The following is a 24,681-nucleotide window of genomic DNA, read 5'->3' on the forward strand; positions in this document are numbered from 1 at the left end:
GATCCTGTTGACCCTCGGGAGTGACGTTAGCCAGACCAGTGGCTCCGCAGTAGCCGAATCGTTACGGAATTTTCCGCAGATCGGCAGTTTGCAAGTTATGCAAACAGCGAAGGCGGTGGCCGGACACACGAAAACGGGCGAGACGTAAGCCGTCTCGCCCGTTCCGGATCGGTGGGTCAGAGTTTGCGCGAGCGCAGTTCGTGGCCCTTGGAGGTCTTGCAGCGGCCCGATTCCAGGTCCCACTGCCAGCCGTGCAGGTTGCAGGTGAGGTTGTTGCCCTCCACCACACCGAATTTCGACAGATCGGCCTTCAGGTGCGGGCAGCGGCGCTGCACCTCCCAGCCGTCGAGATCGATCACCGCGGAGTCGTCGTGCGCCTCGGAGAACCAGCCGTCGGCGTAGGCGATGCGCTCGTCGGTCAGGCACTTGAAGAAGGTGTAGAGGAACTCGTTGTAGCCACCGATGCGCCACGCCTGGAAACGGGTGGACAGGAAGATGGTGTTCACCCAGTCCGGCTCGTTGTCGCGCAGCACGGTGCGCACCAGCTCGGGCGCGATGCGGAAGCCGTAGCGGTAGCGGCCCTCGCCCTCCACCGGCAGCCGCACGGTGCGGTGCGGGAAGTCCAGCACGATGGTCTCGTCGCCGATCACCAGGCCCACCGGGTAGCCGATGCCGTCGCTGATCAGCGCGCTCTGCTTCATGATCGGCTCGAAGAGCTCACGCAGCGGTTCCAGCAGCGAGCCCTCGCCGGTCTCCCAGGACGCCTTCTCCGCGGCCAGCACCGGCGCGAACCGCTGCGCCATCTCGGCGATGTAGGCGGCCTTGTCGCCGTAGATGCGAGCGGGGTCGAACGGATGCTCCAGGTCCAGCTCCGCGCCGCGTACATCGGCCACCGAACCCGGGATCATCAGGATTCCGCCGGCGTTGCCGTGGATTTCCATCTGCTCGAGGAACACCATCTGATCAGGGAAGATGTTGCCCTCGTCGCCGCGGTCGTCGTTGAGGTAGCGCAGTTCCTCGTCCAGGAACACCGGCGGACCGGCCGAGGGCACCACCCAGGTGGCGCCGACCTGTTCGATGTAGGAACGGGCGCGGTCCATGCCGCGCTGCCGCTTCTGCTTGCCGAAATTGGCCTTGGTGCGCGCCGGGATGTCGTAGACGGCCGGGTACCAGATGGCGCCGGAGTACTGCAGCAGGTGGATGTCGATGTGGCCGAACGCGTCGTGGATGACGTCCATGTCCACCGGGCGCGCGTCGTTCATGTTGAAACAGGTGGTCTCGCCGTCGGAGACGAGGATGCCCGAGTCGCCGATCGGGCCGTCGGCGGGCGCGCGCAGGGCCACGATCATGATGTCGAGCGAGCCCTTGGGTCCGGTGATCGTGTGCTTGACCGAGTCCTGGGTCTCGAAGAAGTCGGTGAAGCCCAGCGCCTCGAGCTCACGGCGCAGATCCGGCACCGGGTAGTCCGGCAGCAGGATGGTCGCGTCCTTGTTGACGTACTTGCTCAGGTGCGCGGCGTCGAAGTGGTCGCGGTGCAGGTGCGACACGTAGAGGTAGTCGACATCGCCGAGCGACTCCCAGTCGAGCTGCGAGTTGTCCGGGAACGGGAACCACGAGGCGAAATACGCGGGATTGACCCATGGATCGCACAGGATCGTCCCGGCCGTGGTTCGGATATGGAAGCCTGCGTGTCCGACGCTGGTGATCTGCACGAGCTGTTTCCTCCTACCAGTACCAGCCAACCAGGGTAGTGGCTAAATCGTTACGTCACCGATGCAGTAGCCCTCGGCTGTCGGAACGAGGGTGAATGTCCGATTTCTCGTCTCCCCCGTCGCGGTGGTCACGGGAACGTGAACCGCCAGGTAGTCGCCACGAACCTGCTCGGATCGTAGCTCTTCGGCGGCGTAGGAGGTGACATTGCCTACTTTGCCCGAGTCGCCTGTCAAGGGGGGCGCTGTGGGGTTGCCGGTGCCCGTGGGATCCCAGGTCGCGGGATCGGCCTTGCAGGTCAGCGGGTGAGATGCTTCGATGTCGGCCGGATCGAGCGGTTTGCCGGTGGCGCGCGCGAGGTAGCGGCGCACGGTGTGGCGGGCGTCGGCGTCGTCGTAACCGGGCTCGACGCCGGCGGCGAACACGCGTCCGCAGGCGTAACCCGAGGCGACGGACTCGCGGTCCACGGTCACCGTGGTGGTGCCCGACTGCCAGGTCACCGTGTCGGCGGTGGCGGTGCCGGGGTTGCTCAGGGCGGTCAGCACGCTCTGCGGGTCGGCGTACATCTCGGCGACGGTGCGCGGTGGGATCGTCCAGCACTTGGCCTGGAGTTCGGCGACGGTGCCGGTGCGCAGGTCGGCGGCCCAGCGGCGCACGGCGGTGACGGCCTGCGGCTCACCGGCGACCGCCCCGACCTGCGGCGCGTCGCCGGGCAGCGGGGCGGTGGTGGTGGCGTTCGGGGCCGGTTCGCCCGGCGCGATCGGCGCGGGGGCCGGTGCGGTGGTCGTCGTCGTGGTCTCGTCCTGGACCGGATCGCCCGGGATACCGGACACCGAATCGCATCCGGCGACCAGCGCCGCGGTGACGGTCAGCCCCGCGACCAGCGCGAAGGCGCGACGTGGGCGGGCCGGGACGGGCAGTTGAGCGCGTTGCACTGCGACGTTCCTCATTCCTAGGTCGTGGCACCCGCGTACCGAGCACGGGCGGTGACTGTCGGGGCGAGCGAACTCGCCGGGGTAGGCCGGTGTGCGCGAACCGAATTCGGCACCCGAGGCATCGCCGCGATCCTACGGGGAGTTCCGGCGACGGCGGCGACCTGCCGCGAGCGGCGATCGGCGACTACGCTAGCGGACTTGTGGAACCCGTCTACCGGTCGATCATCGGCCTGGCCCGAACCGTCTTCTTCCTCGAAGGTCTGAAGTTCACTGTCGAGGGCGCGGAGAACATCCCCGCGTCCGGCGGTGCCGTGGTGGCGATCAACCACACCGGCTACATGGACTTCACCTACGCGGGACTGCCCGCGCGCACACCTGGTCGCTACATCAGGTTCATGGCCAAGAAGGAGGTGTTCGACAACAGCATCTCCGGCCCGATCATGCGCGCCCTCAAGCACATCCCCGTCGACCGCACCGCCGGTGCCGACTCCTACGAATCGGCCGTGCAGTACCTGCGCGACGGCGAGCTCGTCGGCGTGTATCCCGAAGCCACCATCAGCCGCAGCTTCGAGATCAAGGAATTCAAGTCCGGCGCGGCCCGGATGGCCCTGGAAGCCGACGTGCCGATCATCCCGATCGTCATCTGGGGCGCCCAGCGGGTGTGGACCAAGGGCTTCCCCAAGCGCCTCGGCCGCACCAACACCCCCATCTCCATCGCCGTCGGCGCCCCCATCCACCCCTACGAACCCGCCGCCGACCTCACCACCGAACTCCGCACCACCATGCAGTCCCTGCTCGCCCACCTGCAGGAGTCCTACGTCCACGAACCCGGCGCCTACTGGGTCCCCCGCCGCCTCGGCGGCACCGCCCCCACCCTCGAAGAAGCCACCGCCCTCGACAACGCCGAAGCCGCCGAACGCCAGGCCCGCAAGGCCGGGAAGAACCCCGACGCCTAATGCCAGCCTGCACGCGGGCATAGGCTCGACACATAGCGGCCGCGGCGTCATATCTGGAAGCTTCGGTGAAGCCACATCGCAGGGGGCAGCCTGGCCATCCGCCGCCACCCCGCCCGGCGGGGCTGCACCGCGTTACTGGGTCAGGCACCGATGCCTGCTCGGTGACGTGGCTCGTGTACGCGATGCGTGATTGCCGCCGATACCAGCTTGCAGCGGTGTTCAACCCGCAAGCGATGCTCAGAGTGATTTTCGGTCAACCTGCTCGGCAGTATCTGAATGCGATATTGTCTCCATGACATGGAGACTAAGCCGGACGGCCGTGGTCACTGAAGTTTTGATCCGTTGGCCATAGGCTTTGCCCGTGGACAGAGCGAAGGAGCTATCTATGACCGAAAGGGCAGAAGCTGAGGCGATGCGCCGCCAGCTCGTCCAGCGTCAGCGGGAGGCTCTTGTCTCAGGCGAGCTGGTCGAGAAGCGGCTGCATTCTGATGTCAGTGCACCTCGACCCTCGGATGAGCAGATTAATGATCGATACGATCGCGGAGAAATTCGGATTGTTACTGAGCAAGCTCGTTATCCACTCGACTCGATTACCGGCTTGCTCGAATCGGGAAATTATAAGCTGGACCCTGAGTATCAGCGTCGCCATCGCTGGTCTGTAGGTCAGAAGAGTCGCTTAGTTGAATCTTTCATTATGAACGTCCCTGTTCCGCCGATTTTTCTGTACGAGTACGATTTCAACCGCTATGAGGTGATGGACGGTCTTCAGCGGTTGACTGCCGTAAAAGAATTCTACTCTAATGCCTTTTCTCTGTCTGGCCTGGAGTACTGGACGGAACTCGAAGGGCTCGCTTATGTGCAGCTTCCTTCTCGGATCCGGGATGGTATCAGTCGGAGGTATCTCTCCTCGATCGTACTTCTCAAGGAGACCAGCCATGGTGAAGAAGACCCAGAGCGCCTCAAGCGCTTCGTCTTCGGGCGAATAAATACAGGTGGTGTCCAACTCTCGCCGCAAGAGGTCAGAAATGCGCTCTACGACGGCCCAATGAATGATCAATGTAAGGCGCTGGCCGAAACTCCTGCTCTACGGAGACTGTGGGGAATACCTGAAGATATTGAGCGCCTCGTAGGTTTGGCGTCTGAGGCAGATTCTGCGCTGTCCGGCCTAACGGATCTCCCTGTCGATGAACTGGATGAGCAAGTCGTCATCCCTCGAGCCTGGCGTGAGATGACTGACGTCGAGCTAGTTCTTCGATTCTTTGCAAACCGGCAGCGCATGATTGTCTATCGTGACAATATTCGCGACTATCTTGACGACTATCTCCAGGCTGGAAATGGGTTCGATGAATCAACTATTGCTAGTCTCGGAACGCTGTTTGTCGAAACAATAAACCTCTCCGAAGCCATCTTTGGTCGCCGTGCTTTTCGACGCCCGCGTGGTGAGAACTGGAGTTCGGTGCCGTCCGTCTCGATCTACGACGCCCTCATGAACGTTTTGTCTCGGCTGCTGGGCCGTAGCGAAGAGCTGATTTCCAATAGGGATGAGATTCAAGGAAACTTGGTGACGTTCTATCAGGAGCATTCAAAAGTATTCAATCTGCGAGGGCAAACCCGGAGCGATGTAATGACTCGGGAGATTGAGCTTGAGAAGTATATCCGAGGGTTCATCGACTGAAATGCCATATATGAATCCGGCCTGGAGGCGGTGTATAGACCGGTTTGATGAGGTGAAATACTTCATCGCGGAATCGGCTGTCCAGCCGCGAGGTCGCTCGGCCTCTTACCGGGTTGATCTCTATGGTAGCTGGGTACTGCTCGCGTATTCCGCGTGCCAATACGCTCTAGACGAAATTGGGCGGGGCTGCATGGAATTTCTTGGCTCTAGATATAAGTACCCGAGCGCTATGCCGCCAAAAATGCTTGCCCTGCATCAGCAGCGCACTCTTGACCGAGTGCGCCGAGCCGCCGAGGAAGCCGACCCTCACGCACCGATCAAGAGTTTGATCCAGGGAATACACTCAAATGAATGGTCGTCTCAATCTGATCTGTTGTCCCTCGATCGAAACGTTTGGCCAAACGTTGTCCGGGGTTGGCTACGTAGGCTGGGAGCAACCGATAGTGACTTGGGATGGATGACCGAACCAGTTCCAGGTCGCACCGAAACCTATGAGTCAAGAATGGCCTCGCTGGTGGCGGAGCGGAACCCGATCGCACATGGGCAGTCGGCTAGCAACGTCCTGACCGCTCCACTTATGCAGGAGTGGGTTTCAGACTGCGCATGCTTCATGGAGAAGTGTGCTATGACTGCAGCATTCAGGCTCTCTTTTGACCATTCGCCGCGCCTAAGATTGCTCGGAACAATTGACCGTAAGGTAAAGCTCGGAAAGAACACTGTCGCTATTGCCGAAATTAGGCATACGCTCAGGGTTGGAGATCACATCTTGTTGGCTTCACGGGGGGAGCGCAAGAAGATTGCGCGGGTTGACTCAATCATGTCGGAAAACATGCAAAAACGTATCGTCGGCATTGGCCATCGGAGAGTCGCTATCTGCTTGAGCACTCCGCACCAGGGCAACGGAATCTACATGGTTCCATAGCGGGGCGGGTTATAATTCGCATTGTGCTCGTTAGGTGCGGTTCCTACCTCGGCATCGGCCAGGTGCGGCCGACTCTGCTACTGCGACCTGGAATGCACGATGTACCGAGTAAACTCTACTCGGTACATCGAGCTGTGATCCTCAGCGAAGTAATCAGCAGCGTCTCGGTGTGAGCAGCATCCCGCGTAGATAGGCTGCATGGAGGGTGCCCATGAGGGCGCGGGAGTCGGCAGTGAGATGGGACTGGTCGTAGTAGCCGGGCGGCCAGGCGGGACCACGGGTTTCGCCCGCGTTGGCGAGGACGCTGCGGACGCGGTCGATGTCAGCGGAGTGTTTGGGTGAGACGCTGACGCCGTTGTTGAACAGTGTGCGCAGGTGTCGTTTGCTGACGGCGAGCCGTGCCGCGATTCGTGGATGGCACGTGCGCTGTCCGTGGTGAGCACTGAGATCGCTTCGCGGAGCACGACGCGGTCGGCGCGTCCGATGTCCGTCGCGGAGATATGTTGTGGCTGGGCAGGACGGTCAGGTCGTCCGCGAGGGTGGCCAGCGGGCCAGGTGGTTCGACGAGCCGCACCGCGCGCTCGGTGAGGTTGCTCGCCGCCACCCCGAGTAGCTGACGTGTGAAACCGGGCGTCAGCCCGCGGGCTGTTCGGCCGTCGGGGCGGAGGTGGCCGAGTCGGGATGCTCGACGTGAGCGATGTGGGCCGGGCCAGGCTCAGTTCATGGTCAGCACCCAAGAGCCGTTGCAGCCTCGACGGGTGTTGAGGTTGGCGTCGTAGACCCAGTTGAAGACGATCGGAGGGTTGGTGCGGACGTTCCAGCGGCCCGAGGGGGACTTCACCACCTTGCCGCTGCGGGTGAGGACGCCGACGTCGTCGTGGCGGAAGGTCCAGGAACCCTTGCTGGTGGGGTAGTTGAGGCGCAGCCGGACGGTGTCGGAGCGGTGGTTCTGGACGACGAGACAGGAGCCGGGGTTGGCGACGTCGATCGCGTAGTCGGCGAAGTCGCCGTCCTCCACGTTCTCGCCGCTGTCGGTGAACTCCACCGGATCGGTGAAGTCGGCGTGGGCCGGGCCGGTGCCCAGCAGGGTTACCGTGGTCACAGCGATCGCCGCCGCGATCGTTGTCAGAGTCTTCATTCGGTTGCCTTCCGTGGTGGCCGGCAGGGGTCGCCGGACTGGGAAAACTCTGTGCCACAGACGTTTCCGCCTTCTTGTCGCAGGCTTAAGGCGGGACTGGCGGACGCCGGATCTCACCGTCGGGCCGATCCAGCTGTGCGCACGGATTTCGTGTTTTCGGGGGGCACACGCTAATGTTTCTTCTCGCACGGCGAAGCCCCCGGCGATCCCGGACAGGACCTCGCGGTGCACGCGGATGTAGCGCAGCTGGTAGCGCATCACCTTGCCAAGGTGAGGGTCGCGAGTTCGAATCTCGTCATCCGCTCAGCGAGAAAAGCCCGGTCGACATCATGTCGCCGGGCTTTTCTGCTGTCCGATCGGCGGCAGGAACTGGCCGATCAGGGTCCGGCGCCACCAGACGCGTTCACCGAACAGCTCGGCGGGGGAGCTGAAGTGGTACTCGTAGAGGCGGGCGCGCAGGTAGGTGGGCGGGATGTCGGGGAACGGGCAGTGGCGCAGCAGGCGCAGGGTGTCGGGGTCGTTGCGCAGCAGGCGCCGGGCCAGGGGCATCGCCCAGGAGCGCGCGTAGGAAGGCGACAGCGCGGCGAACCACATCAGCCAGTCCAGCCGCAGGTGGTAGGGCGCCCACTGGCGGGGTCGGCGTTTCGGGTCGCCCGGTTTGCCCTTGAACTCGTATTCGCGCCAGACCGTGTCGGCGGTGAGGTGGGTGTCGGCGGTGCCCTCGAAGACGATCTCGTGTCGCACGCGGGTGATGTCACCGAAGGCGCCGTAGGTGTTGACCAGGTGCAACGGCTCGAACGAGGCGTTCATGGCCTGCCGTGGCGAGAGCAGATTGACCAGCGGCCGGTAGCTGAGCACGAGGACCAGCGCGAGATAGCCGAACACCGCGACAATGAACCAGGTGGGCGTGGCAGGCGCCGCCGGGTGCGGTCCGGCGGCCACGGCGGTGCAGGCCAGCAGCAGCGTCACCCAGTTCAGCCAGGAGAAATTGCCCGACAGCACCAGCCACAACTGCGTCACGACGATGATGCCCGCCGCCACACTCGCGACCGGCTGCGGCGCGAACAGCCCGAACGGCACCACGAGCTGGGCCACGTGATTGGCCGCGGCCTCCACACGGTGCAGCGGGCGGGGCAGATGGTGGAAGAACCAGCTCAGCGGGCCGGGCATCGGCTGGGTCTCGTGGTGGTAGTACAGGCAGGTCAGCTTGCGCCAGCACGGGTCGCCGCGCAGTTTGATCAGCCCGGCACCGAACTCCACCCGGAACAGCAGCCAGCGCACGGCCAGCAGCACCAGCAGTGGTGGCGCCACGCTGTCGTTGCCCAGGAAGATCGCCAGGAATCCGGCCTCGAGCAGCAGCGATTCCCAGCCGAACGCGTACCAGAGCTGGCCCACGTTCACGATCGACAGATACAGCGCCCACAGCGCGAACCACAGCAGCATCGACGCCCACAGCGGCACCAGATCCGCCAGCCCCAGCGCGACAGCCACCGCCAGCGCCGCCCCCGTCCAGGCGACGACGGCGAAGAAGCGATCGGAGTAGTGCAGCTGGAAAAGACTCGGTGACCGCCGGAACGGGGTGCGCGCCAGATAGCGCGGGATCGGCAGCATGCCGCGCTCGCCGAGCAGCGCGCGGAACTGCCACGCCGCGCCCACGAAGGCGACGGCGTAGATCACCGCCAGGCCGCGCTGGAAGATCAGCCTGCCCAGCCAGTATTCGGATGCCGCGAACCACTCCATGACGGTGCTCCCTCGGCCTCCCTGATGGGCTACCCGATGCGCGCCCCGCGAAACTTCGTCAGCGCAGGTCGAGGCCCTTTCCGTCGGTGAGGGCGGCGCGCAGTTCCGGCTCGGTCCAGTGGGTCGCGACCCCGGGCAGGACCACCAGGTACCGGACGATCCGCTCGGTGTCCCAGCCGTGTGCGGCGCGCAGCCCGTCGGCGATCATGGCGAGATAGCGCGCGCTGGGACGTTGCAGCACAACGGTTTCCGGATGCCACGGCGCGGTGAAGGTGAGCACGGGGATCTCCTCGACGGTGCCCGCGTGCAGCACGGTCTCGTACCGGCCGGGCCCGAGCCGCACCGCGCCTTCGGTCAGCACCGGCGCCGGGTCGAAATCGGTGCCGGGCCGCCGGTACATCTCCTGGGCGAGCAGGTCACCGAACTGGCCGACGGTGAGCAGATAGCCGCGCGCCGCGACCCCGGTCGGCCAGCCCGCGGCGGGCCGGTCGGTGTAGAAGGCGACACCACCGGTCCAGACCGGGCTCTGCCAGGCGAAATACAGGCTCCCCGGCAGGGTGAGCGGGGCGATGGACGCCGGTGGGGTGCGGTCGCGGAACCCCGGATAGTGGTGCGCGGTGGCCGGTGGGGTGCCGCCGAGGCGGTAGTAGTCGAACCGCGCCGTGTGCGTGTTCGAGCCGTACGCGGCGTACCAGACGTAGCGGGCCACTGCCTCACCTCCGGGCGCGACGAATTCGTTCGTCACTCGATTCTCCGTCGAGCGACCGAGCAGTGCTACCGGCGGGGACGTAACGACGAACCCCCTTGTTCGCGATTCCACTGTGAGTCGGGATCTCAACCAGCGGAGATGATTTCATGCGAGCAACGATCATGATGGCGGCTGTGGTGGCACTGACCGGGGTGCTCGCCGCCTGCGGTCCCGAGCAGGGTTCGAGCGCGCCGAGCACCGTCGCCCAGCCCTCCGGCGCTCCGGGCACCGCCCAGCCGTCCAGCGCACCGGACGCCGGGTCGCCCGGCTCCGCGACACCGGACAGCCCGGACCCGACGGTCGTGCCGACGGACAGCCCCGCGCCTGTCGACAGCCGTTTCACCCCGGTCGACGCGAGCAAGTATCGGCTCGACGGCAGCTACTTCTTCCAGTCGCCCACCGGGAACATCATGTGCGGCATCCTCGCCTACGCCCCCAACGGCGTCGGCTGCCAGCTCGCCCAGACGAACCACATCACGCCCAAGCTGCCGAACTGCACCGACGCCCCCAACCGCAAGGTCGCCGCGCACCTGTACGCGGGCAAGTCGGAACTGCTGTGCACCAGCCAGGGCATCTTCGTCGGCATCCCACAGGACGGCTCGGCAGCCGGCGGCGTGGTACTGAACTACGGCGAATCCCTCACGGTCGACGGCTACACCTGCACCTCGTCCTCCCAGGGCGTCCGCTGCACCGCCGGTGACCACGGATTCGCGATCTCGGCCGACGACCAGCACACCTTCTGACGCGAAGGAAACGAATTCGCCCGTCCACTCGATTCCCCTTCGACAGGTCGGGGAGGACTATCGAGGGGATGTCATGAGATCAGCAATCGCCATAGCCGCGCTGATGCTGACCGTAGGCGCGCTCACCGCCTGCGCGAGCGGCGACGGGGAGCCGGTGGTCCTGCCGAGCACCGCCCCCGTCGTCACCTCGGCGCCGACGACCGTCCCCCCTGGCACCGGCCCGCCGACAATCCTGCCCGGCACCGCGGCCCCGACGGTCGCTCCCGGCACGCCGAACCTGCCCACCCGCGACGACGCCACGGTCGACGCCCGCGCCTACCAGCAGCGCGACAACTACTATTTCCAGTCGCCCACCGGCAACATCATGTGCGGCATCCTCGCCGACGCCCCCTTCGGCTTCGGCTGCCAGCTCGCGCACGCCGATGTCATCCCGCCCCAGCTCCCCGGCTGCACCGACTCCCCCGACCGCAAGGTCGCTGTCCACATCGACGGCAACACCCGCGAATTCCTGTGCACCAGCCAGGGCATCTTCGTCGGCTCCCCGGTCGACGGCACCTCCAAGGGCGGCGGCGCCACCCTGAACTACGGCGACACCCTCGTAGTCCGCGGCGTCGCCTGCACCTCCTCGGACAAAGGCATCCGCTGCACCGCCGCCGACCACGGCTTCTTCCTCTCCACCACCGAACAGACCCTGTTCTAGGACTGCCGCCGCACGCGTCGTGAGAATGTCGGTTCATGAGCGCCGATCAGTGGGCAGACGACTATCGTCCGTGCGCGGGAGACAGCCCCTTCACTCTCGTCGTCGAAGGCGAGATATTCACGGTCAGGCTGCGTCCTGATGGCGGGCAGGACTACACCTGGGAATCCGGACCGAACGAGGAATACGGATTCGGTGGTGGCCCGGCACGGGCGGCCGGGGCTCCGGATCCGGAGCCGTACCGGTTGACAATCGGTGAGCATCGCGAGTCCATCAGCGGATTCCTCGGCATGATCGACACCGAGACCGGCTACATCGAATAAATCGGCGCGCGTAGATGCGCCGGTTGAGGGGCAGCGGGTGACCGGCTGCCCCTCAACGTGTGGAACCTACTGCGCCGTCGACTTGAAGCGGCGCAGGCGCAGGCTGTTGCTCACCACGAAGACCGAGCTGAACGCCATGGCGGCGCCGGCCAGCATCGGGTTGAGCAGGCCCGCCATGGCCAGGGGGATGGCGGCCACGTTGTAGGCGAAGGCCCAGAACAGGTTGCCCTTGATGGTGGCCAGGGTGCGCCGCGACAGGCGGATGGCGTCGGCGGCGGCGCGCAGGTCGCCGCGGACCAGGGTGAGGTCGCTGGCCTCGATGGCGACGTCGGTGCCGGTGCCCATGGACAGGCCCAGGTCGGCCTGGGCCAGGGCGGCCGCGTCGTTGACGCCGTCACCGACCATGGCTACGACCTTGCCCTCGGCCTGCAGGCGCTTGACCGTGTCGACCTTGTCCTGCGGCAGCACCTCGGCGATCACCTCGTCGATGCCGACCTCGGCGCCGATGGTGCGGGCCGCGCGGGCATTGTCGCCGGTGAGCAGGATCGGGGTCAGGCCGAGCTCGCGGAACTGAGCGATGGCCTGCGCCGAGGTCGGCTTCACCGCGTCGGCCACCACGAGCACGCCGCGCGCCTTGCCGTCCCAGCCGATCGCGACCGCGGTGCGGCCCGCCGATTCGGCCTCGGCCATGGCGGCGGTGAGGGTGTCGTCGAGCGGCTGCGACCAGTCGGCCAGCAGCCGGGCCCGGCCGACGACCACCGCGTGCCCGTCCACCACGCCCTGCACACCAAGGCCCTCGATATTGGCGAAGCCCTCGACGGCGGGCAGCGTGCCCACCTCGTCCTGCGCGCCCTTGGCGATCGCCTGCGCGATCGGGTGCTCCGACGAATGTTCCAGCGCCCCGGCCAGTTCCAGCACCCGCTCGCGCTGTTCGCCCGCGGCGGGCAGCACGTCGAGCAGGGTCATCTTGCCGGTGGTGACGGTGCCGGTCTTGTCCAGCACGATGGTGTCGACCTCGTGGGTCGATTCCAGCACCTCGGGCCCCTTGATCAGGATGCCCAGTTGCGCGCCGCGCCCGGTGCCGACCATGAGCGCGGTCGGGGTGGCCAGGCCGAGGGCGCACGGGCAGGCGATGATCAGCACCGCGACCCCCGCGGTGAACGCGGCCGCCACGGAACCGCCGGTGCCCAGCCAGAAGCCGAGCGTGGCCACGGCCAGCGCGATGACGATCGGCACGAAGATCCCGGAGATCTTGTCGGCCAGCCGCTGCGCCTTGGCCTTGCCGGTCTGCGCGTCCTCGACCAGTTGCGCCATCTGCGCGAGCTGGGTATCGGCGCCGATCCTGGTGGCGCGCACCACGAGCCGTCCGCCGACGTTCACCGTGGCACCGGTGACGGCATCGTCGACGCCGACCTCCACCGGCACCGACTCACCGGTCAGCATGGACGCGTCGACCGCCGAACTGCCCTCGGTGACCACACCGTCGGTGGCGATTTTCTCGCCCGGCCGCACCACGAACTCGTCACCGACGGCCAACTGCTCCACCGGAATCCGCGTCTCCACGCCCCCGCGCAGCACCGCCACCTCCTTGGCGCCGAGTTCGAGCAGTGCCCGCAGCGCCGCCCCGGCCCGCCGCTTGGACCGGGCCTCGAAGTAGCGTCCGGCCAGGATGAACGTGGTGACGCCGGCGGCCGCTTCCAGGTAGATGCTGCCGGTGCCGTCCATCCGCGCGATGGTGAATTCGAACGGGTGGGTCATGCCGGGTGTGCCCGCGGTGCCCCAGAACAGCGCGTACAGCGACCAGCCGAACGCGGCGAGGGTGCCCATCGACACCAGGGTGTCCATGGTGGCGGTGCCGTGCTTCAGATTGGTCCACGCCGCGCGGTGGAACGGCAGCGCGCCCCACACCACCACCGGCGCGGCCAGCGTCAGCGAGAGCCACTGCCAGTTGGTGAACTGCAGGGCCGGGATCATCGCCATGGCGATCACCGGGACGGTGAGCACCAGCGAGACCAGCAGGCGGGTGCGCAGGGAGGCGGTCGGGTCGGGTTCGGTGACGTCGTCGGTGGGCTCGGCCTGCTTCGGCGCGGGCAGTGCCGCGGTGTAACCGGCCTGCTCGACGGTGGCGATCAGGTCGTCGGGGGAGACCTCGCCGGTGAAGTCGACGCGCGCCTTCTCGGTGGCGTAGTTGACCGTGGCGGTGACCCCGTCGAGCTTGTTGAGCTTCTTCTCGATCCGGTTGGCGCAGGAAGCGCAGGTCATGCCACCGATCACCAGTTCTACCTGGCCGGTGCCCGGTGGGTGTGTCACGGCGGTCATGGGGTGCTCCGATCGTTTCCTGATATCGATTCTTGCTGAATGATTGCTCGTGGGTGGTGCGGGGTCAGTGGCCGTGGCCGGGGGTGCCGTGGTCGGGCGCGCTGGTCGGCGCGGTGTCCGGCTGGGCGACCCGCACGGTGAACTCGGCCGTGCGCACCACGCCCTCGTGCTGGAAGTCCAGGAACAGGCGGTAGTCACCCGCGCTGGGCGCGTTCACCACGAAGTCGATGCCGGGACCGGCGGGGGTGACCCCGTCACCGGGCGCGCCCTCGGGATGAACGTGCAGGTAGGCGAGGTCGGCCGCGCGCAGCGCGACCAGGTGACCGTAGGCGCCGAGATAGGGCTGCAGGTCGGTGACCGGCTTGCCGTCGCGGCTGACCGAGAGGGTGACCTTCGAGGCCGCGCCGGGGGCGACGGTGCCGTCGAGAGTCACCGTGTAGTCGCCCACCTGCGCGGTGGTGGCGGGGGCGGGCAGCGGCTTCACGTTGTAGTTGCCGGAGACCCGCAGATCCGCGCCCAGGGTCAGGTTCTGCCCGCCCGCCGGGGTGAAGTCGGCGAAGACGCGGTAGTCACCGGCCCGGCTCAGGTTCAGCGGGACCGACCAGGTTCCGGTCTGGTCGAGCACGGGATGTACGTGCTGGAATCCGGCCATGTCGCGGCGGACCACGATGAGGTGCAGGTCCTTGTCGTGGCTGGTCTCGTAGCGGGTGACCGGGGCGCCGGTGGCGTCGAGGATGCGGAAAGCGGTCGGCGCCTGGGCCGCGGTCGTGGTGTCGGGCTGGTCCAGGTCCAGCGTGTAGCCCTGATCGGTGACGAGCAGGCCGCCCGGGATCTCGCCCTCGGTGGCCGAGGCGGCATGCTCGTCGTGCCCGGCCGGTTCGGCCGGTTCCGGCCCGATCAGGGAACCGGCGGCCAGCGCGATCCCGAAGACCGCAGCGAGACCGAGCGCGAATCCGGCGAACTTGGCTGGTGCGTTCATCGGGATGCTCCGTTCCGGTTCAGTCGGCGAGTTGGAAACCGGCCGCGGTGACGGCCTCGGTCAGGGCGGTCCGCTCGGGTGCGGTGCCCTCGATGGCCACCGCGCCGGTGGCCAGGTCGACCGCGACGCCGGTGACACCCGGCAGGGCGCCGACCTTGTCGCGCACCTTGGTGGTGCAGCAACCGCAGGTCATGCCCGTGACGGTGACAGTTGTGGTGCTCATGTTCGTCTCCTCGCGTGTGCTGTTGGTCATTACCATACCCCCCTAGGGTATTTTGTCAATTGCCGGTGCCGGAGGGGGTACGCAGGGTGGCGGCGGCGATGCCCGCGCCGGCCAGGGCGAGTACGCCCGCACCGAGGAAGGCGGCCGAGTAGCCGTCGGTCAGTGCCGTGACATCGCCCAGTTCGCCCGCCCCGTAACCGGCCGCCAGCGCCGTCATCGCGGCCAGGCCGAGCGCTGAGCCCACCTGGTAGCTGACGTTGACGATGCCCGAGGCCAGCCCGCCCTCCTCCGGACGCGCCGCCGAGATCGCGGTGCCGAGCGAGGGGATGAAGGCCAGCGACATGCCACCCGCGGCGACCAGTGAGGCGGGCAGGACATCGACCCAGAAGTTTCCGGTCGGCCGGACCAGTGACATGACGCCCAGGCCGAGGCCGAGCACGATCAAGCCGGTGACGATCATCGGCTTGGCACCGAACCGCTGCATGGCCCTCGGCGCCAGCACCACCATGCCGAGCATGATCAGCGTGGTCATCGGCAGCAGTGCCGCGCCCGAGGGGAACGCGCTGTAGCCGAGCACCTGCTGTAGGTACAGATTGAGGAAGAACCACATCGGCACCCAGGCGGCGGCCAGCGCGAACTGTGCGAAATTGGCGGCGGCGAGGTTCGGCGCGCGGAAGATGCCCAGCCGCATCAGCGGTTCGGCGCGGCGCGATTGCAACACGACGAATCCCGCCAGCAGCGCCCCGGCCACGGCCAGCACACCGAGGGTCTGCCCCGAGGCCCAGCCGGCCTCCGGCGCCTGCACGATCGCATACACCGCGGCGGCCAGACCTGCTGTCACAGTGATGGAACCGGCGATGTCGATGGACCCCTTACGGGCGGGGGCGGCGGGCATGAGCAGTGGCACCGCGATCAGCGCGAGCACGGCGATCGGCACATTGATGTAGAAAACCCAAGGCCAGCTGAGGTATTCGGTGATCACGCCACCGAGGAACACGCCGGCGGTACCGCCGGCGGGCGCGGCGGCGCCGTACACGGCCAGTGCCCTGGTGAGCTCACCGGGCGATCCGCCGAACAGCATCATGAGCAAGGTCAGCGCGGAGGGCGCGATGAGCGCGGCACCCGCGCCCTGAATCGCGCGGCCCGCCAGCTCGATTCCCACCGAGCCCGCCGCCCCCGCCAGCACCGAGCCCGCGGCCAGCACCAGCCACCCGGCCCCGAACACGCGCCGGGCGCCGAGCAGATCGGACAACCGGCCGCCGAGCAACAGCAATCCGCCGAAGGCGACGACATAGGCGTTGAACACCCACGTCAGCGACTCGGGCGTGAAGCCGAGCTCGTCGCGCATCCGTCAAGCATCGAATTTCCCTTGTCGGTGCCGCTCCGTAGGATCGGCGCTCAGGTGACGCGCGGAGGGAGGCGGGTTGTGGGGGAGTTCTTCGAGACGTTCGTGGTGACGCCATTGCGAACGGGGTGGGGGTATGCCGATCGGCACTTCCGGCCACGCGGGCTGCTGGTCGGGCGCGACGAGGTGGTCGATCAGCTGGCGGCGACCAGGACCTGGGTGGGTCTGGGGATCAATGTCGCGGTGGGGATGAATATCGCGCAGTTCTCGTTCGCGGATATGTTCGGCGACGCGGTGATGCGAACGGCGCTGGCGGCCTTGCTGATCGGGCCGGTCTGTGCGCTCGTCATGGGGGTTCTGCTGGTGGTCACCCACGCCGACCTGCGCCGATCGACCGCGCGGGACCTTGTGCAGCCGCTGGCCGCGATGGGCACGTTCGCGGCCGTGCTCGGAGGTCTGGCGCTCACGCCGACCGTGTTCGGGTGGCTGGCGGAGATCTCGCGGGGGTCCACGGCGGTGAAGGTGGTGCTCACGCTGATGGCGTTGGTGGGGGTGCCGCTGGGCGCGTTGTTCTTGTCGGCGTATCTGGTGCGCGGCGGATTCCTCATCGCGACCTACGCTTTCCGCGCCTCCGACGGTCACCCGCTGCTCGGGCCGATCGCGATCACGCTGACCACATGGGCGGTGGTGGTTGTCGAGCTCGGGGACGCGAACAGTGGCTTACCGCAAGGGATTCGGCTCGTTCTGGTGCTGGGCGGTGCCGTGACCGCGACGGCGCTCGCCGTGACCGAGGGGTATCGGCTGCACCGCCTGCACGGGTTCACGCTGCGTTCGAGCAGCAGGCCCTGGTTCGCCGGCGCGCGGTGAACCAGGGCGCCTGCCTCAGCTCGCGTGCAGGTGGCGGGCGGTGGGGGAGGTGGGCACGGAGGCCGGGTCGGGGGCGGTGCCGAGCAGACGGTCGGCGGTGTTGGTGGTGGTGACCGTGAACCAGTAGTGCTCGTTCTTGTAGTGGTGGTGGCGATGATTGCGCCAGACCGCCCGGTAGGCAGCGTGTTTCGGCTTGTAGTCGGTGTGGATGAGGTAGTGGGTCCACTCGTAGAGGATGCCGAGGACGGTGACCGTGAGCAGGAAGGTCAGGCCGAGTGCGGGGCGGGGGAAGGCGAGCAGGGCGATCGCGACCAGGGCGACGATGGTGAGGGTGAGGGACTTGGGCGGGATGAAGATCAGGGGCACGTCACGCGGGTCGGTGTGATGGGCGCGGTGTTTGCGGGCCAGCTCGCTGTCGAGGGTGAGCGGGCCCAGATGCCTGGGGCGCCAGTGCAGCACGGTGACATGGATGACCCATTCGACCAGCGGGAACGCGGCCAGGACCAGCAGCGGGACGAGAGCGTCGGTGAGCTGCCAGTCGCCCAGGGCGAGCCGGGTACCCAGCACGACCACCAGGCTGGTGGCGATCATCCAGGGGGAGGGGTGGCGCAGGAACTCGCGGGCCGCGTCCCGCAGCGACAGGCTGCGCCGGATCGGGCGTGTGGCCGGGGTGGTCTCGTGCGACGACATTGTCGGACGGTTACTCGTCATGATGTTTCCTCGGGTGGATCATGCCCCGTCGAGGGCATGGATGAGGGCGATGGTCGCCGGTCCGAGCAGCGCTCGGGCGGAATCGGCGGCCCGTTCCGGCTCGCCCGCGCTGATCGCGGCGGCCAGGTCTCGATAGGCGTCCCCATTGCCCACCTCGGCGGACATGATCGGCGCCAGGGCGGCGAGCGCGGGCTCGTAGGCCGCGCGCAGCATGGAGTACATGAGCCGGAAGGCGATCGAGTCGGCGAGATCGAGCACGTGATCCCAGAATTCGAGCGCGATCCGCTGCTGGGCGAGTGAATCCGACTCGGCAGCGAGCGCTTCCGCTGAGTCGCGCAGGAGGACGAGCTCACCGTCGACTCGCGCCGCGCCGTCGTGCCGCGCCGAGGCGGGCGCCGATCCGGCGGTGGGTGCCGTGGGCGCGGTGGCGTGGGCCCGGCGGACGCGGGTTGCGGCGAGTTCGGCGATCTTGGGTCCGTTGTGCAGGCGCGCTTCCAGAATGCTGCGTGCGACCGTCGGGTCGATGGTGTCGCCGCGCAGGAGCAGGCGGGGCAGTACCTCCAGGCCGGCGCTGCGCCGATAGTCGAGCACGGTGGTGGCCTCGCCCTGTCGCACCGAGACCAGCCCCGCCGCGGCGAGCCGTTGCAGCGCCTCGCGCACCGCGGGCCGGGAAACCCCCAGCGCCTCGGCCAGTTGCCGCTCGCTGGGCAGCGTGCTCCCCGCCGCCAGCTCCCCGCCCAGCACTTCCGCGGCGATCTGCTCGAACACATCGCCGGAAACCGATCGCTTCACCACAGGAGTCCATGCCACACGTCGATAATCCACCCGAACAGGTAAGAGGTCAAGTGGTCAGACCAGTTGACCCCGAACGGGCGATCATCGAGTCGAACCGGTGACAGCAGCCCGCCGACGGCAGCGTGCGATGATCTCGCGGGCGGACGGATCAGCTGGGGTCGGACCCGCGGATGGCGGAGAGCCAGGTGAAGGTGGCCGCGGCGACGGTGGTGGCGCCGACGAACCCGCCGATGCCGTCGTGCACGACATAGACCCAGAGCAGGCCCATGACGGGCGCGCCGACGGCGGACTGGGTATCGAGCAGGAGCCGGCGGCCGATGCCGAAGACCGGCGGGTCGGCGGGCCGCGAGGGGTTGTCGACGAGCTTGCCGGGCGGCTCGGTGGTGCGGACCCGGCCGGAAGGGTAGAAACGCTCGTCGCCGGAGGTGATCGCGGTGCCGGTGAGTTCGAGGTCGGTGGGGGTGAGCGTGCTCAGCGCGGGCGCGTAGAACACCGGCTGCCACACCATCCGGTCACCACTGGTGATCTCCAGCCACGACCGGCTCACCAGCCGATGCTGCTGGCGCACCCGCTTGCCCCGCACCGCCCCCGCCGCCACCAGCCCGGTCGGCAGCACTCCCAGCGCCAGCCCCAGCTGATAGGCCGTGAACACCAGAATCGCCACGGCCACCACGGCGAGCGCGCTGAGCTGATCGAGATCGGCGAACGGCACCCAGGCGGCCACCACCACCAGGGCCCCGCTCGTCACGAGCAGCGGATAACTCAGCGCGCCCACCGCGTTCACTTCAGGAAGCCGACCTTGGTGTAGTCGGCCGAGGCGAGCCCGAACGCGCCGTAGTTGGCGAGGTTCTCGCGCGCCGCGTAGGTGCCCGACGCCTGGAACAGCGGCAGCGAATAGCCCTCGGCGAAGATCATCTGATCAGCCTGGTTGGCCAGCTCGATCGCCTTCTCCGGGTCCAGCTCGGACATGGTGCGCTCGATCAGCGCGTTGAGTTCGGGCGAACCGATGCGGGCCTTGTTGCCCTGCAGGTTGTTCGGGTCGTAGGCGTAGATCTGCGGCAGCGCGGTGAGCGGCAGCACGCTACCGCCCCAGCTGAACTGGGCCAGCTCGAAATTGCCCGGATCGATCACGTCCTTGAAAAGCCCGGTGCCGGGGACGGTCTGGATGTTCAGCTTCACCCCGACCGCGGCCAGATTCTGCTGCACGATCTGCGCGGTCTGCACCCAGCCGTCCTGCTGGTACATCACATCGCGCAGTTCCAGTCTGCGCCCGTCCTTCTCGCGGACATCGCCGTTGAGCTTCCAGCCCAGGTCGTCGAGCATCTTCGCCGCGGCATCGGGGTCGAACGAGATGGGCGCCGAATTGTCCTGGTAGCCCTTCTGTCCCAGCACGAAGATGTGGTTGTTCAGCGTCTTCGGGTCGTCGACCACACCGTTCTGCGCGGCGTTGACGATGCCCTGCCGGTCGATCGCCTTGGAGATGGCGATGCGCAGCTGCGGGTCCTCCAGCAGCGAACCGGGCGCGCCGTTGAAGGTGATGTGCGACCAGCTCGGCTCCGGCGTGCGCCGCAGCACCACCCCGGGCGCCTGCTTGGCGGCGGTCACGTTCTCGATGCCGGACATGTAGGCGATGTCGAGTTCGTTGTTCTGGATGGCGGGCAGCCAGGCCGAGCTGTCGAGCACGCTGTAGGTGATGGTGTCGAGTTTCGGCGTGGCACCCCACCAGGAGGGGTTGCGGCTCAAGGTGATCCGGCTCTGCGTCCGGTCGATGCCGCTGACCTGGAACGGACCGGCGCTCACCGCCAGCCCGGACCGATCGCGATCGTTGAACGCGGCCGCCGACTCGGTGGTCGCCTTGGGATACAGCGGGCTGAACTGCCCCTGCCACTCGGCATAGGGCTGGGCGAAGGTGACGATCGCCTGCCGGTCGTCGACCCCGCGCTCCACCTTCTCCACCCGCTCGAACCCACTGGTCGACGACACCAGGAAGGCCGGGTCGCGGCCGCTCAGCGCGGCGGCCTGCGAGCGCAGATCCTCCCAGGTGATCGGCGTCCCGTCCGACCACACCGCCTTCGGATTGATCGTGTAGGTCACCTGCTGCGGTTCGGTGCCGGTGAGCTGGATATCGGTGAAGTAGTCGTGATTGATGGCCAGCTCACCGGCCGCGTTGCTGGTGTAGGGCGAGGGCAGCACCGGCTCGATCACATCGCCGGTGCTGTCCGTCCCGCCGTCGATCTGCAGGTAGTTGAACGTCTCCGGGAACGAACTGAGCACCAGCCGCAGATTCCCGCCGTCACGCAGATCGGCCACATCGTGCGGATTGATGTCGTTGGTACTGCCGATCGTCGCGCTGCCGGGGGTGACATCGCTGTCCGTGGAACACCCCGACAGAATCAAGCCGATCGCCACGCACGGAATGGCGAACCTGGTGCCGAGCGAGCGAATTCGCATGGTTGGTCCTTCCTGTCCGCGCGTGGCGGAGCTACTACTTGATGAAGCCGATCTTGGTGTAGTCGGCCGAGCTGAGCCCGAAGGCGCCGAAGTTGGCCAGGTTCTCGCGCGCACCGACCGCGCCGGCGGACTGCACGATCGGCAGCGAGAAGCCGGACTCGAAGATGATCGTGTCGGCCTTGTTGGCCAGTTCGAGCGCCTTCTCCGGGTCAAGTTCGGCGACGATCTCCTTGATCAGGGTATTGAGCTCGGGTGAGCCGATGCGGCCGAAGTTGCTCAGCTTGTTGGCCGGATCGTAGGCGTAGATCTGCGGCAGCGCGCCCAGCGGGAAAATGCTCTTGGACCAGGCGAATTGGGCGATATCGAAATTGCCGGGATCGATCACGCCGGTGAAGAAGTTGGAGCCGTTGGGCTCGATGAGCAGCTTCACGCCGATCGCGGCCAGATTCTGCTGGACGATCGTGGCGATGCGGACCTGGGTCTCGTTCTGGGGAATCGCGTCACGGATCTCGAGTACCCGGCCGTCCTTCTTCCGGAACTCGCCGTCGAGTTTCCAGCCGAGCTCGTCGAGCATCCGGCCCGCGGCTGCCGGGTCGAACGACACCGACTGCGCGTTGTCCTGGTAGCCGGTCTGGCCGACGAGGAACAGGTGGTTGTTCAGCGGCTTGGGATCGGTGACCAGGCCGTTCTGCACGGCGGTGGCGATGGCCTGGCGGTCGATGCCCTTGGAGACCGCGATGCGCAGCTTCGGGTCCGCCATGATCGAACCGGGCGCGCCGTTGAAGGTGATGTGGGTGAAGCTGTTGGCCGGGGCGCGCCGGACCTGCACGCCGGGGGTGTTCAGGGCGATCTTGATGTCATCGACCGTGCTCAACGGCTCGACCGCGTCGAGTTCGTTGTTCTGCAGGGCGCTGAGCTGGGCGGACGCGTCGAGAATGCTGTAGGTGACATTGTCGAGCTTGGGGGTCTCACCCCACCATTTCGGGTTGCGGCTCAGGGTGATCCGCTGTTCGGGCCGGTTGATATCGGTGATCATGAACGGCCCCGCCGACAGCGGCATGTCGTTGCGGTAGAGATCCTCGAAGGCTTGCGGCGTCTGGTTGACCTGCTTCGGGTACAGCGGATTGAACAGGCCCTTCCACTCCGCGTAGTGCTCGGCGAAGGTGACGATCGCCTGCCGGTCGTCGACTCCGCGCTCGACCGTCCCGACGCTGCTGTACGCCTGCGTGGCCCGCACCTTGTAGGCCACGTCGCGACCGTTCAGCGCGTCGACCTGCGCGCGCAGGTCTTCCCAGGTGATCGGCGAGCCGTCGGACCACACCGCCTTCGGGTTGATCGTGTAGACGATCCGCTGCGGGTCGGTGCCGGTGAGCTCGATGGAGGTGTAGTAGTTGTTGTCCACCGCGAGGTTGCCCGCCGCGTCGGAGTTCAGGGTGCCCGGCAGCGTCCAGCCGACCACCTCGCTGACATAACCGTCGGCGTCGATGTGCGAGCTGTTGAACGTCGGGGGGAAGTTCGGGATGGCCAGGCGCAGATTGCCGCCCTCGGCGACCTCGTCGCGCTCTTTGGGATTGATATCGCTGGTCGCCCCGATATCACTGGGCGCGGTGTCGATCGTCGGGTCGGTGCCACAGCCACCCAGGGCCAGCGTCAGCGCGAGAAGGGGTATCGCGGCGCGGCGTAGGCGCCTGCCGGGGGTTGCGGTGGTCATTTCATGAATCCGATCTTCGTATAGTCGTACGACGCCAACCCGGGGGAACCCATGTTGGCGAGGGTGGCGCGGGCGCCGTAACTGCCGTCGGACTGGAACAGCGGCAGGGAGTGACCCTCCTCGAAGACCGCTCGGTCGACCTGGTTGGCCAGGTCGATCGATTTCGCGGGGTCGAGTTCGGTGAGGGTGCGTTCGATGAGGGCGTTGAGTTCGGGGGAGCCGATGCGGCCGTAGTTGCCCTGCAGGTCGCCGGGGTCGTAGTAGTAGATCTGGCGCAGGCTCGACAGGGGGAACGGGTCGCCCTGGAAGGTGAATTGGGTGGCGTCGAAATCGCCGGGCTGGATGACGTCGGTGAAATAGCCCGCGGCGGGCTTGGTGTCGATGGTCAGGCCGACGCCGATGGCGGCCAGGTTCTGCTGGATGATCTGGGCGATCTGCACCCAGGTGGGGTCGTTGTACATGACATCGCGGATGACGAGCTTGCGGCCGTCCTTCTCGCGGAGGTCACCGTTGCGGACCCAGCCGAGCGCGTCGAGTTCGCGGGCGGCGGCTTCGGGGTCGAAGCCGAGGCTGTTGTCCCGGTAGCCCTCCTGGCCTTGCAGGAAGACGTGGTTGTTCAGCGGCACCGGGTTCTCCACCAGGCCGTTCTGCATGGCGGTGACGATGCCCTGACGGTCGATCGCCTTCGAGATGGCCACGCGCACAGCGGGATCGGCGAGGATGGAGCCGGGGGAGCCGTTGAAGGTGATGTGGCGCCAGCGGTTGCCGGGGGCGCGGCGCACCTGCAGGCCCTCGGTGCCACGCACCGATTTCACGTCGTCGATGGTGGACAGCAGGGCCAGGTCGAGTTCGTTGTTCTGCAGGGCCTGCACCCAGGCGGAGCGGTCGAGCACGCTGTAGGTGATGGTGTCGAGCTTCGGTGTGGCGCCCCACCAGGAGGGGTTGCGGCCCAGGGTGATCCGGCCTTGCGCGCGGTCGGTCGCGGTGACGGCGAACGGGCCTGCGGTGACCTGGATGGCGTCGACGAGGCTGGTGTTGAACGCCTCGGGCGTGCCGGTGACCGACTTCGGGTACAGCATGCTGTTGCCCGCGAACTGGCCGCGCCAGTCGGCGAACGGGGTGGTGAAGGTGAGGATCGCCTGGCGGTCGTCGACCCCGCGCTCGACCTTGTCGACGAACTCGAAGCCGTTGGTGATGGCGATCAGGTAGCGCTTGTCGCGCCCGCTCATGGCGTTGGCCTGGGAGGCGATGTCTTCCCAGCTGATCGGCGAGCCGTCGGACCAGACCGCCTTCGGGTTGATCGTGTAGGTCACCCGCATGGGGTCGGTGCTGGTGAGCTCGATATCGGTGAAGTAGTCGGTGTTCACGCTGAGCTTGCCCGCGGCGTCGATGTCGTAGGAGCGGGGCATGAGCGGGCGCAGGATGTCGGCGATCTCGGCCTCGTTGCCGTCGTTGGACAGCGTGTTCCAGTTGGCCGGATAGGAGGTGGTGGCCAGGCGCAGGTTGCCGCCCTCGCGCAGTTCCTCCACCCCGCGCGGGTTGACGTCGCTGGTGGTGCCGATCGTGGCGGTGAGCCCCTCGGCGGACTCGTCGGCGCCCCCGCAGGCCGCCACGATCATGCCCGCGGCCACCACCACGGCGGCACAGCGCAACCGTGCGCCGCGTCCTGCGTGCATGCGACGGGTTCTCATGG

21 protein-coding genes, 1 tRNA gene and 1 pseudogene are annotated in these 24,681 nt (G+C 67.0%); 8 read left to right on the forward strand and 15 right to left on the reverse strand.

What is annotated here, in order from left to right; all coding sequences use genetic code 11:
• Positions 1 to 176 precede the first annotated feature (176 nt).
• Both ACFC06_RS18410 and ACFC06_RS18415 read right to left on the reverse strand, forming a co-directional pair.
• Positions 177 to 1,712, reverse strand: a complete 1,536-nt coding sequence (locus tag ACFC06_RS18410; protein ID WP_375932350.1) for a Rieske 2Fe-2S domain-containing protein — start codon at positions 1,710 to 1,712, stop codon at positions 177 to 179.
• 42 nt (positions 1,713 to 1,754) lie between these two features.
• Positions 1,755 to 2,645: a hypothetical protein gene (locus tag ACFC06_RS18415; protein ID WP_375932353.1), complete on the reverse strand. Its 891-nt coding sequence runs from the start codon at positions 2,643 to 2,645 to the stop codon at positions 1,755 to 1,757.
• Between the two features lie 200 nt (positions 2,646 to 2,845).
• Between ACFC06_RS18415 and ACFC06_RS18420 the strand changes: the two genes are divergently transcribed.
• The 3 genes from ACFC06_RS18420 (at position 2,846) to ACFC06_RS18430 (ending at position 6,198) form a co-directional block, all read left to right on the forward strand.
• Entirely contained in the window at positions 2,846 to 3,601 is a 756-nt protein-coding gene (locus ACFC06_RS18420; RefSeq protein WP_375932356.1) for a lysophospholipid acyltransferase family protein, read from the forward strand.
• Between the two features lie 385 nt (positions 3,602 to 3,986).
• Positions 3,987 to 5,276, forward strand: a complete 1,290-nt coding sequence (locus ACFC06_RS18425) for a DUF262 domain-containing protein (protein WP_375932359.1) — start codon at positions 3,987 to 3,989, stop codon at positions 5,274 to 5,276.
• Positions 5,277 to 5,286: 10 nt separating this feature from the next.
• Entirely contained in the window at positions 5,287 to 6,198 is a 912-nt protein-coding gene (locus tag ACFC06_RS18430) for a HEPN domain-containing protein (RefSeq protein ID WP_375932362.1), read from the forward strand.
• Positions 6,199 to 6,913: 715 nt separating this feature from the next.
• Here the strand turns inward: ACFC06_RS18430 and ACFC06_RS18435 are convergent.
• Entirely contained in the window at positions 6,914 to 7,336 is a 423-nt protein-coding gene (locus tag ACFC06_RS18435) for a hypothetical protein (protein ID WP_375932365.1), read from the reverse strand.
• 231 nt (positions 7,337 to 7,567) lie between these two features.
• On the opposite strand from ACFC06_RS18435, the gene ACFC06_RS18440 reads away from it, so the two are divergent.
• Positions 7,568 to 7,640, forward strand: a tRNA-Gly gene (locus ACFC06_RS18440).
• A gap of 23 nt (positions 7,641 to 7,663) precedes the next feature.
• Here the strand turns inward: ACFC06_RS18440 and ACFC06_RS18445 are convergent.
• Together ACFC06_RS18445 and ACFC06_RS18450 are read right to left on the reverse strand one after the other, a co-directional pair.
• Positions 7,664 to 9,076, reverse strand: a complete 1,413-nt coding sequence (locus ACFC06_RS18445) for a lipase maturation factor family protein (protein WP_375932368.1) — start codon at positions 9,074 to 9,076, stop codon at positions 7,664 to 7,666.
• A 58-nt stretch (positions 9,077 to 9,134) separates the two neighbouring features.
• Complete coding sequence (locus tag ACFC06_RS18450) at positions 9,135 to 9,821, reverse strand: histone deacetylase (RefSeq protein WP_375932371.1); 687 nt, start codon at positions 9,819 to 9,821, stop codon at positions 9,135 to 9,137.
• Between the two features lie 110 nt (positions 9,822 to 9,931).
• Between ACFC06_RS18450 and ACFC06_RS18455 the strand changes: the two genes are divergently transcribed.
• The 3 genes from ACFC06_RS18455 (at position 9,932) to ACFC06_RS18465 (ending at position 11,587) form a co-directional block, all read left to right on the forward strand.
• Entirely contained in the window at positions 9,932 to 10,567 is a 636-nt protein-coding gene (locus ACFC06_RS18455) for a hypothetical protein (RefSeq protein WP_375932374.1), read from the forward strand.
• 73 nt (positions 10,568 to 10,640) lie between these two features.
• Entirely contained in the window at positions 10,641 to 11,267 is a 627-nt protein-coding gene (locus tag ACFC06_RS18460) for a DUF6636 domain-containing protein (RefSeq protein ID WP_375932377.1), read from the forward strand.
• A gap of 35 nt (positions 11,268 to 11,302) precedes the next feature.
• Positions 11,303 to 11,587: a hypothetical protein gene (locus tag ACFC06_RS18465; protein WP_375932380.1), complete on the forward strand. Its 285-nt coding sequence runs from the start codon at positions 11,303 to 11,305 to the stop codon at positions 11,585 to 11,587.
• A gap of 66 nt (positions 11,588 to 11,653) precedes the next feature.
• On the opposite strand, the gene ACFC06_RS18470 is transcribed toward ACFC06_RS18465, so the two are convergent.
• From ACFC06_RS18470 to ACFC06_RS18485, 4 genes and pseudogenes are all read right to left on the reverse strand, one after another.
• A complete protein-coding gene (locus ACFC06_RS18470; protein WP_375932383.1) occupies positions 11,654 to 13,906 on the reverse strand; it encodes a heavy metal translocating P-type ATPase in 2,253 nt (750 codons plus the stop codon).
• A 64-nt stretch (positions 13,907 to 13,970) separates the two neighbouring features.
• Entirely contained in the window at positions 13,971 to 14,885 is a 915-nt protein-coding gene (locus ACFC06_RS18475) for a hypothetical protein (RefSeq protein WP_375932386.1), read from the reverse strand.
• Between the two features lie 19 nt (positions 14,886 to 14,904).
• Positions 14,905 to 15,108, reverse strand: coding sequence for a heavy-metal-associated domain-containing protein (locus tag ACFC06_RS18480; RefSeq protein ID WP_375932389.1), 204 nt, complete (start codon positions 15,106 to 15,108; stop codon positions 14,905 to 14,907).
• 55 nt (positions 15,109 to 15,163) lie between these two features.
• A pseudogene (locus ACFC06_RS18485) lies at positions 15,164 to 16,459 on the reverse strand (MFS transporter); the annotation flags it as partial.
• Between the two features lie 75 nt (positions 16,460 to 16,534).
• Here ACFC06_RS18485 and ACFC06_RS18490 point away from each other — a divergent pair.
• Positions 16,535 to 17,320, forward strand: coding sequence for a hypothetical protein (locus tag ACFC06_RS18490; RefSeq protein ID WP_375932392.1), 786 nt, complete (start codon positions 16,535 to 16,537; stop codon positions 17,318 to 17,320).
• A gap of 15 nt (positions 17,321 to 17,335) precedes the next feature.
• Here the strand turns inward: ACFC06_RS18490 and ACFC06_RS18495 are convergent, their stop codons facing one another.
• The 6 genes from ACFC06_RS18495 to ACFC06_RS18520 form a co-directional block, all read right to left on the reverse strand.
• Positions 17,336 to 18,010 (reverse strand): sterol desaturase family protein, encoded by a 675-nt coding sequence (locus tag ACFC06_RS18495; RefSeq protein WP_375935596.1) that lies wholly within the window; start codon positions 18,008 to 18,010, stop codon positions 17,336 to 17,338.
• A 39-nt stretch (positions 18,011 to 18,049) separates the two neighbouring features.
• Positions 18,050 to 18,841 (reverse strand): FadR/GntR family transcriptional regulator, encoded by a 792-nt coding sequence (locus ACFC06_RS18500; RefSeq protein ID WP_375932395.1) that lies wholly within the window; start codon positions 18,839 to 18,841, stop codon positions 18,050 to 18,052.
• Between the two features lie 133 nt (positions 18,842 to 18,974).
• Positions 18,975 to 19,610: a hypothetical protein gene (locus ACFC06_RS18505; protein WP_375932398.1), complete on the reverse strand. Its 636-nt coding sequence runs from the start codon at positions 19,608 to 19,610 to the stop codon at positions 18,975 to 18,977.
• A complete protein-coding gene (locus ACFC06_RS18510) occupies positions 19,607 to 21,277 on the reverse strand; it encodes an ABC transporter family substrate-binding protein (protein ID WP_375932401.1) in 1,671 nt (556 codons plus the stop codon). The genes ACFC06_RS18505 and ACFC06_RS18510 overlap by 4 nt, the downstream gene beginning before the upstream one ends.
• Positions 21,278 to 21,311: 34 nt before the next feature.
• Entirely contained in the window at positions 21,312 to 22,988 is a 1,677-nt protein-coding gene (locus tag ACFC06_RS18515; RefSeq protein ID WP_375932404.1) for an ABC transporter family substrate-binding protein, read from the reverse strand.
• Complete coding sequence (locus ACFC06_RS18520; RefSeq protein ID WP_375932407.1) at positions 22,985 to 24,679, reverse strand: ABC transporter family substrate-binding protein; 1,695 nt, start codon at positions 24,677 to 24,679, stop codon at positions 22,985 to 22,987. Before ACFC06_RS18520 ends, ACFC06_RS18515 begins: the two co-directional genes overlap by 4 nt.
• Positions 24,680 to 24,681: the final 2 nt, after the last annotated feature.

The sequence above is a fragment of the Nocardia sp. NPDC056064 genome (genome assembly GCF_042266925.1).
GTDB lineage: Bacteria > Actinomycetota > Actinomycetes > Mycobacteriales > Mycobacteriaceae > Nocardia.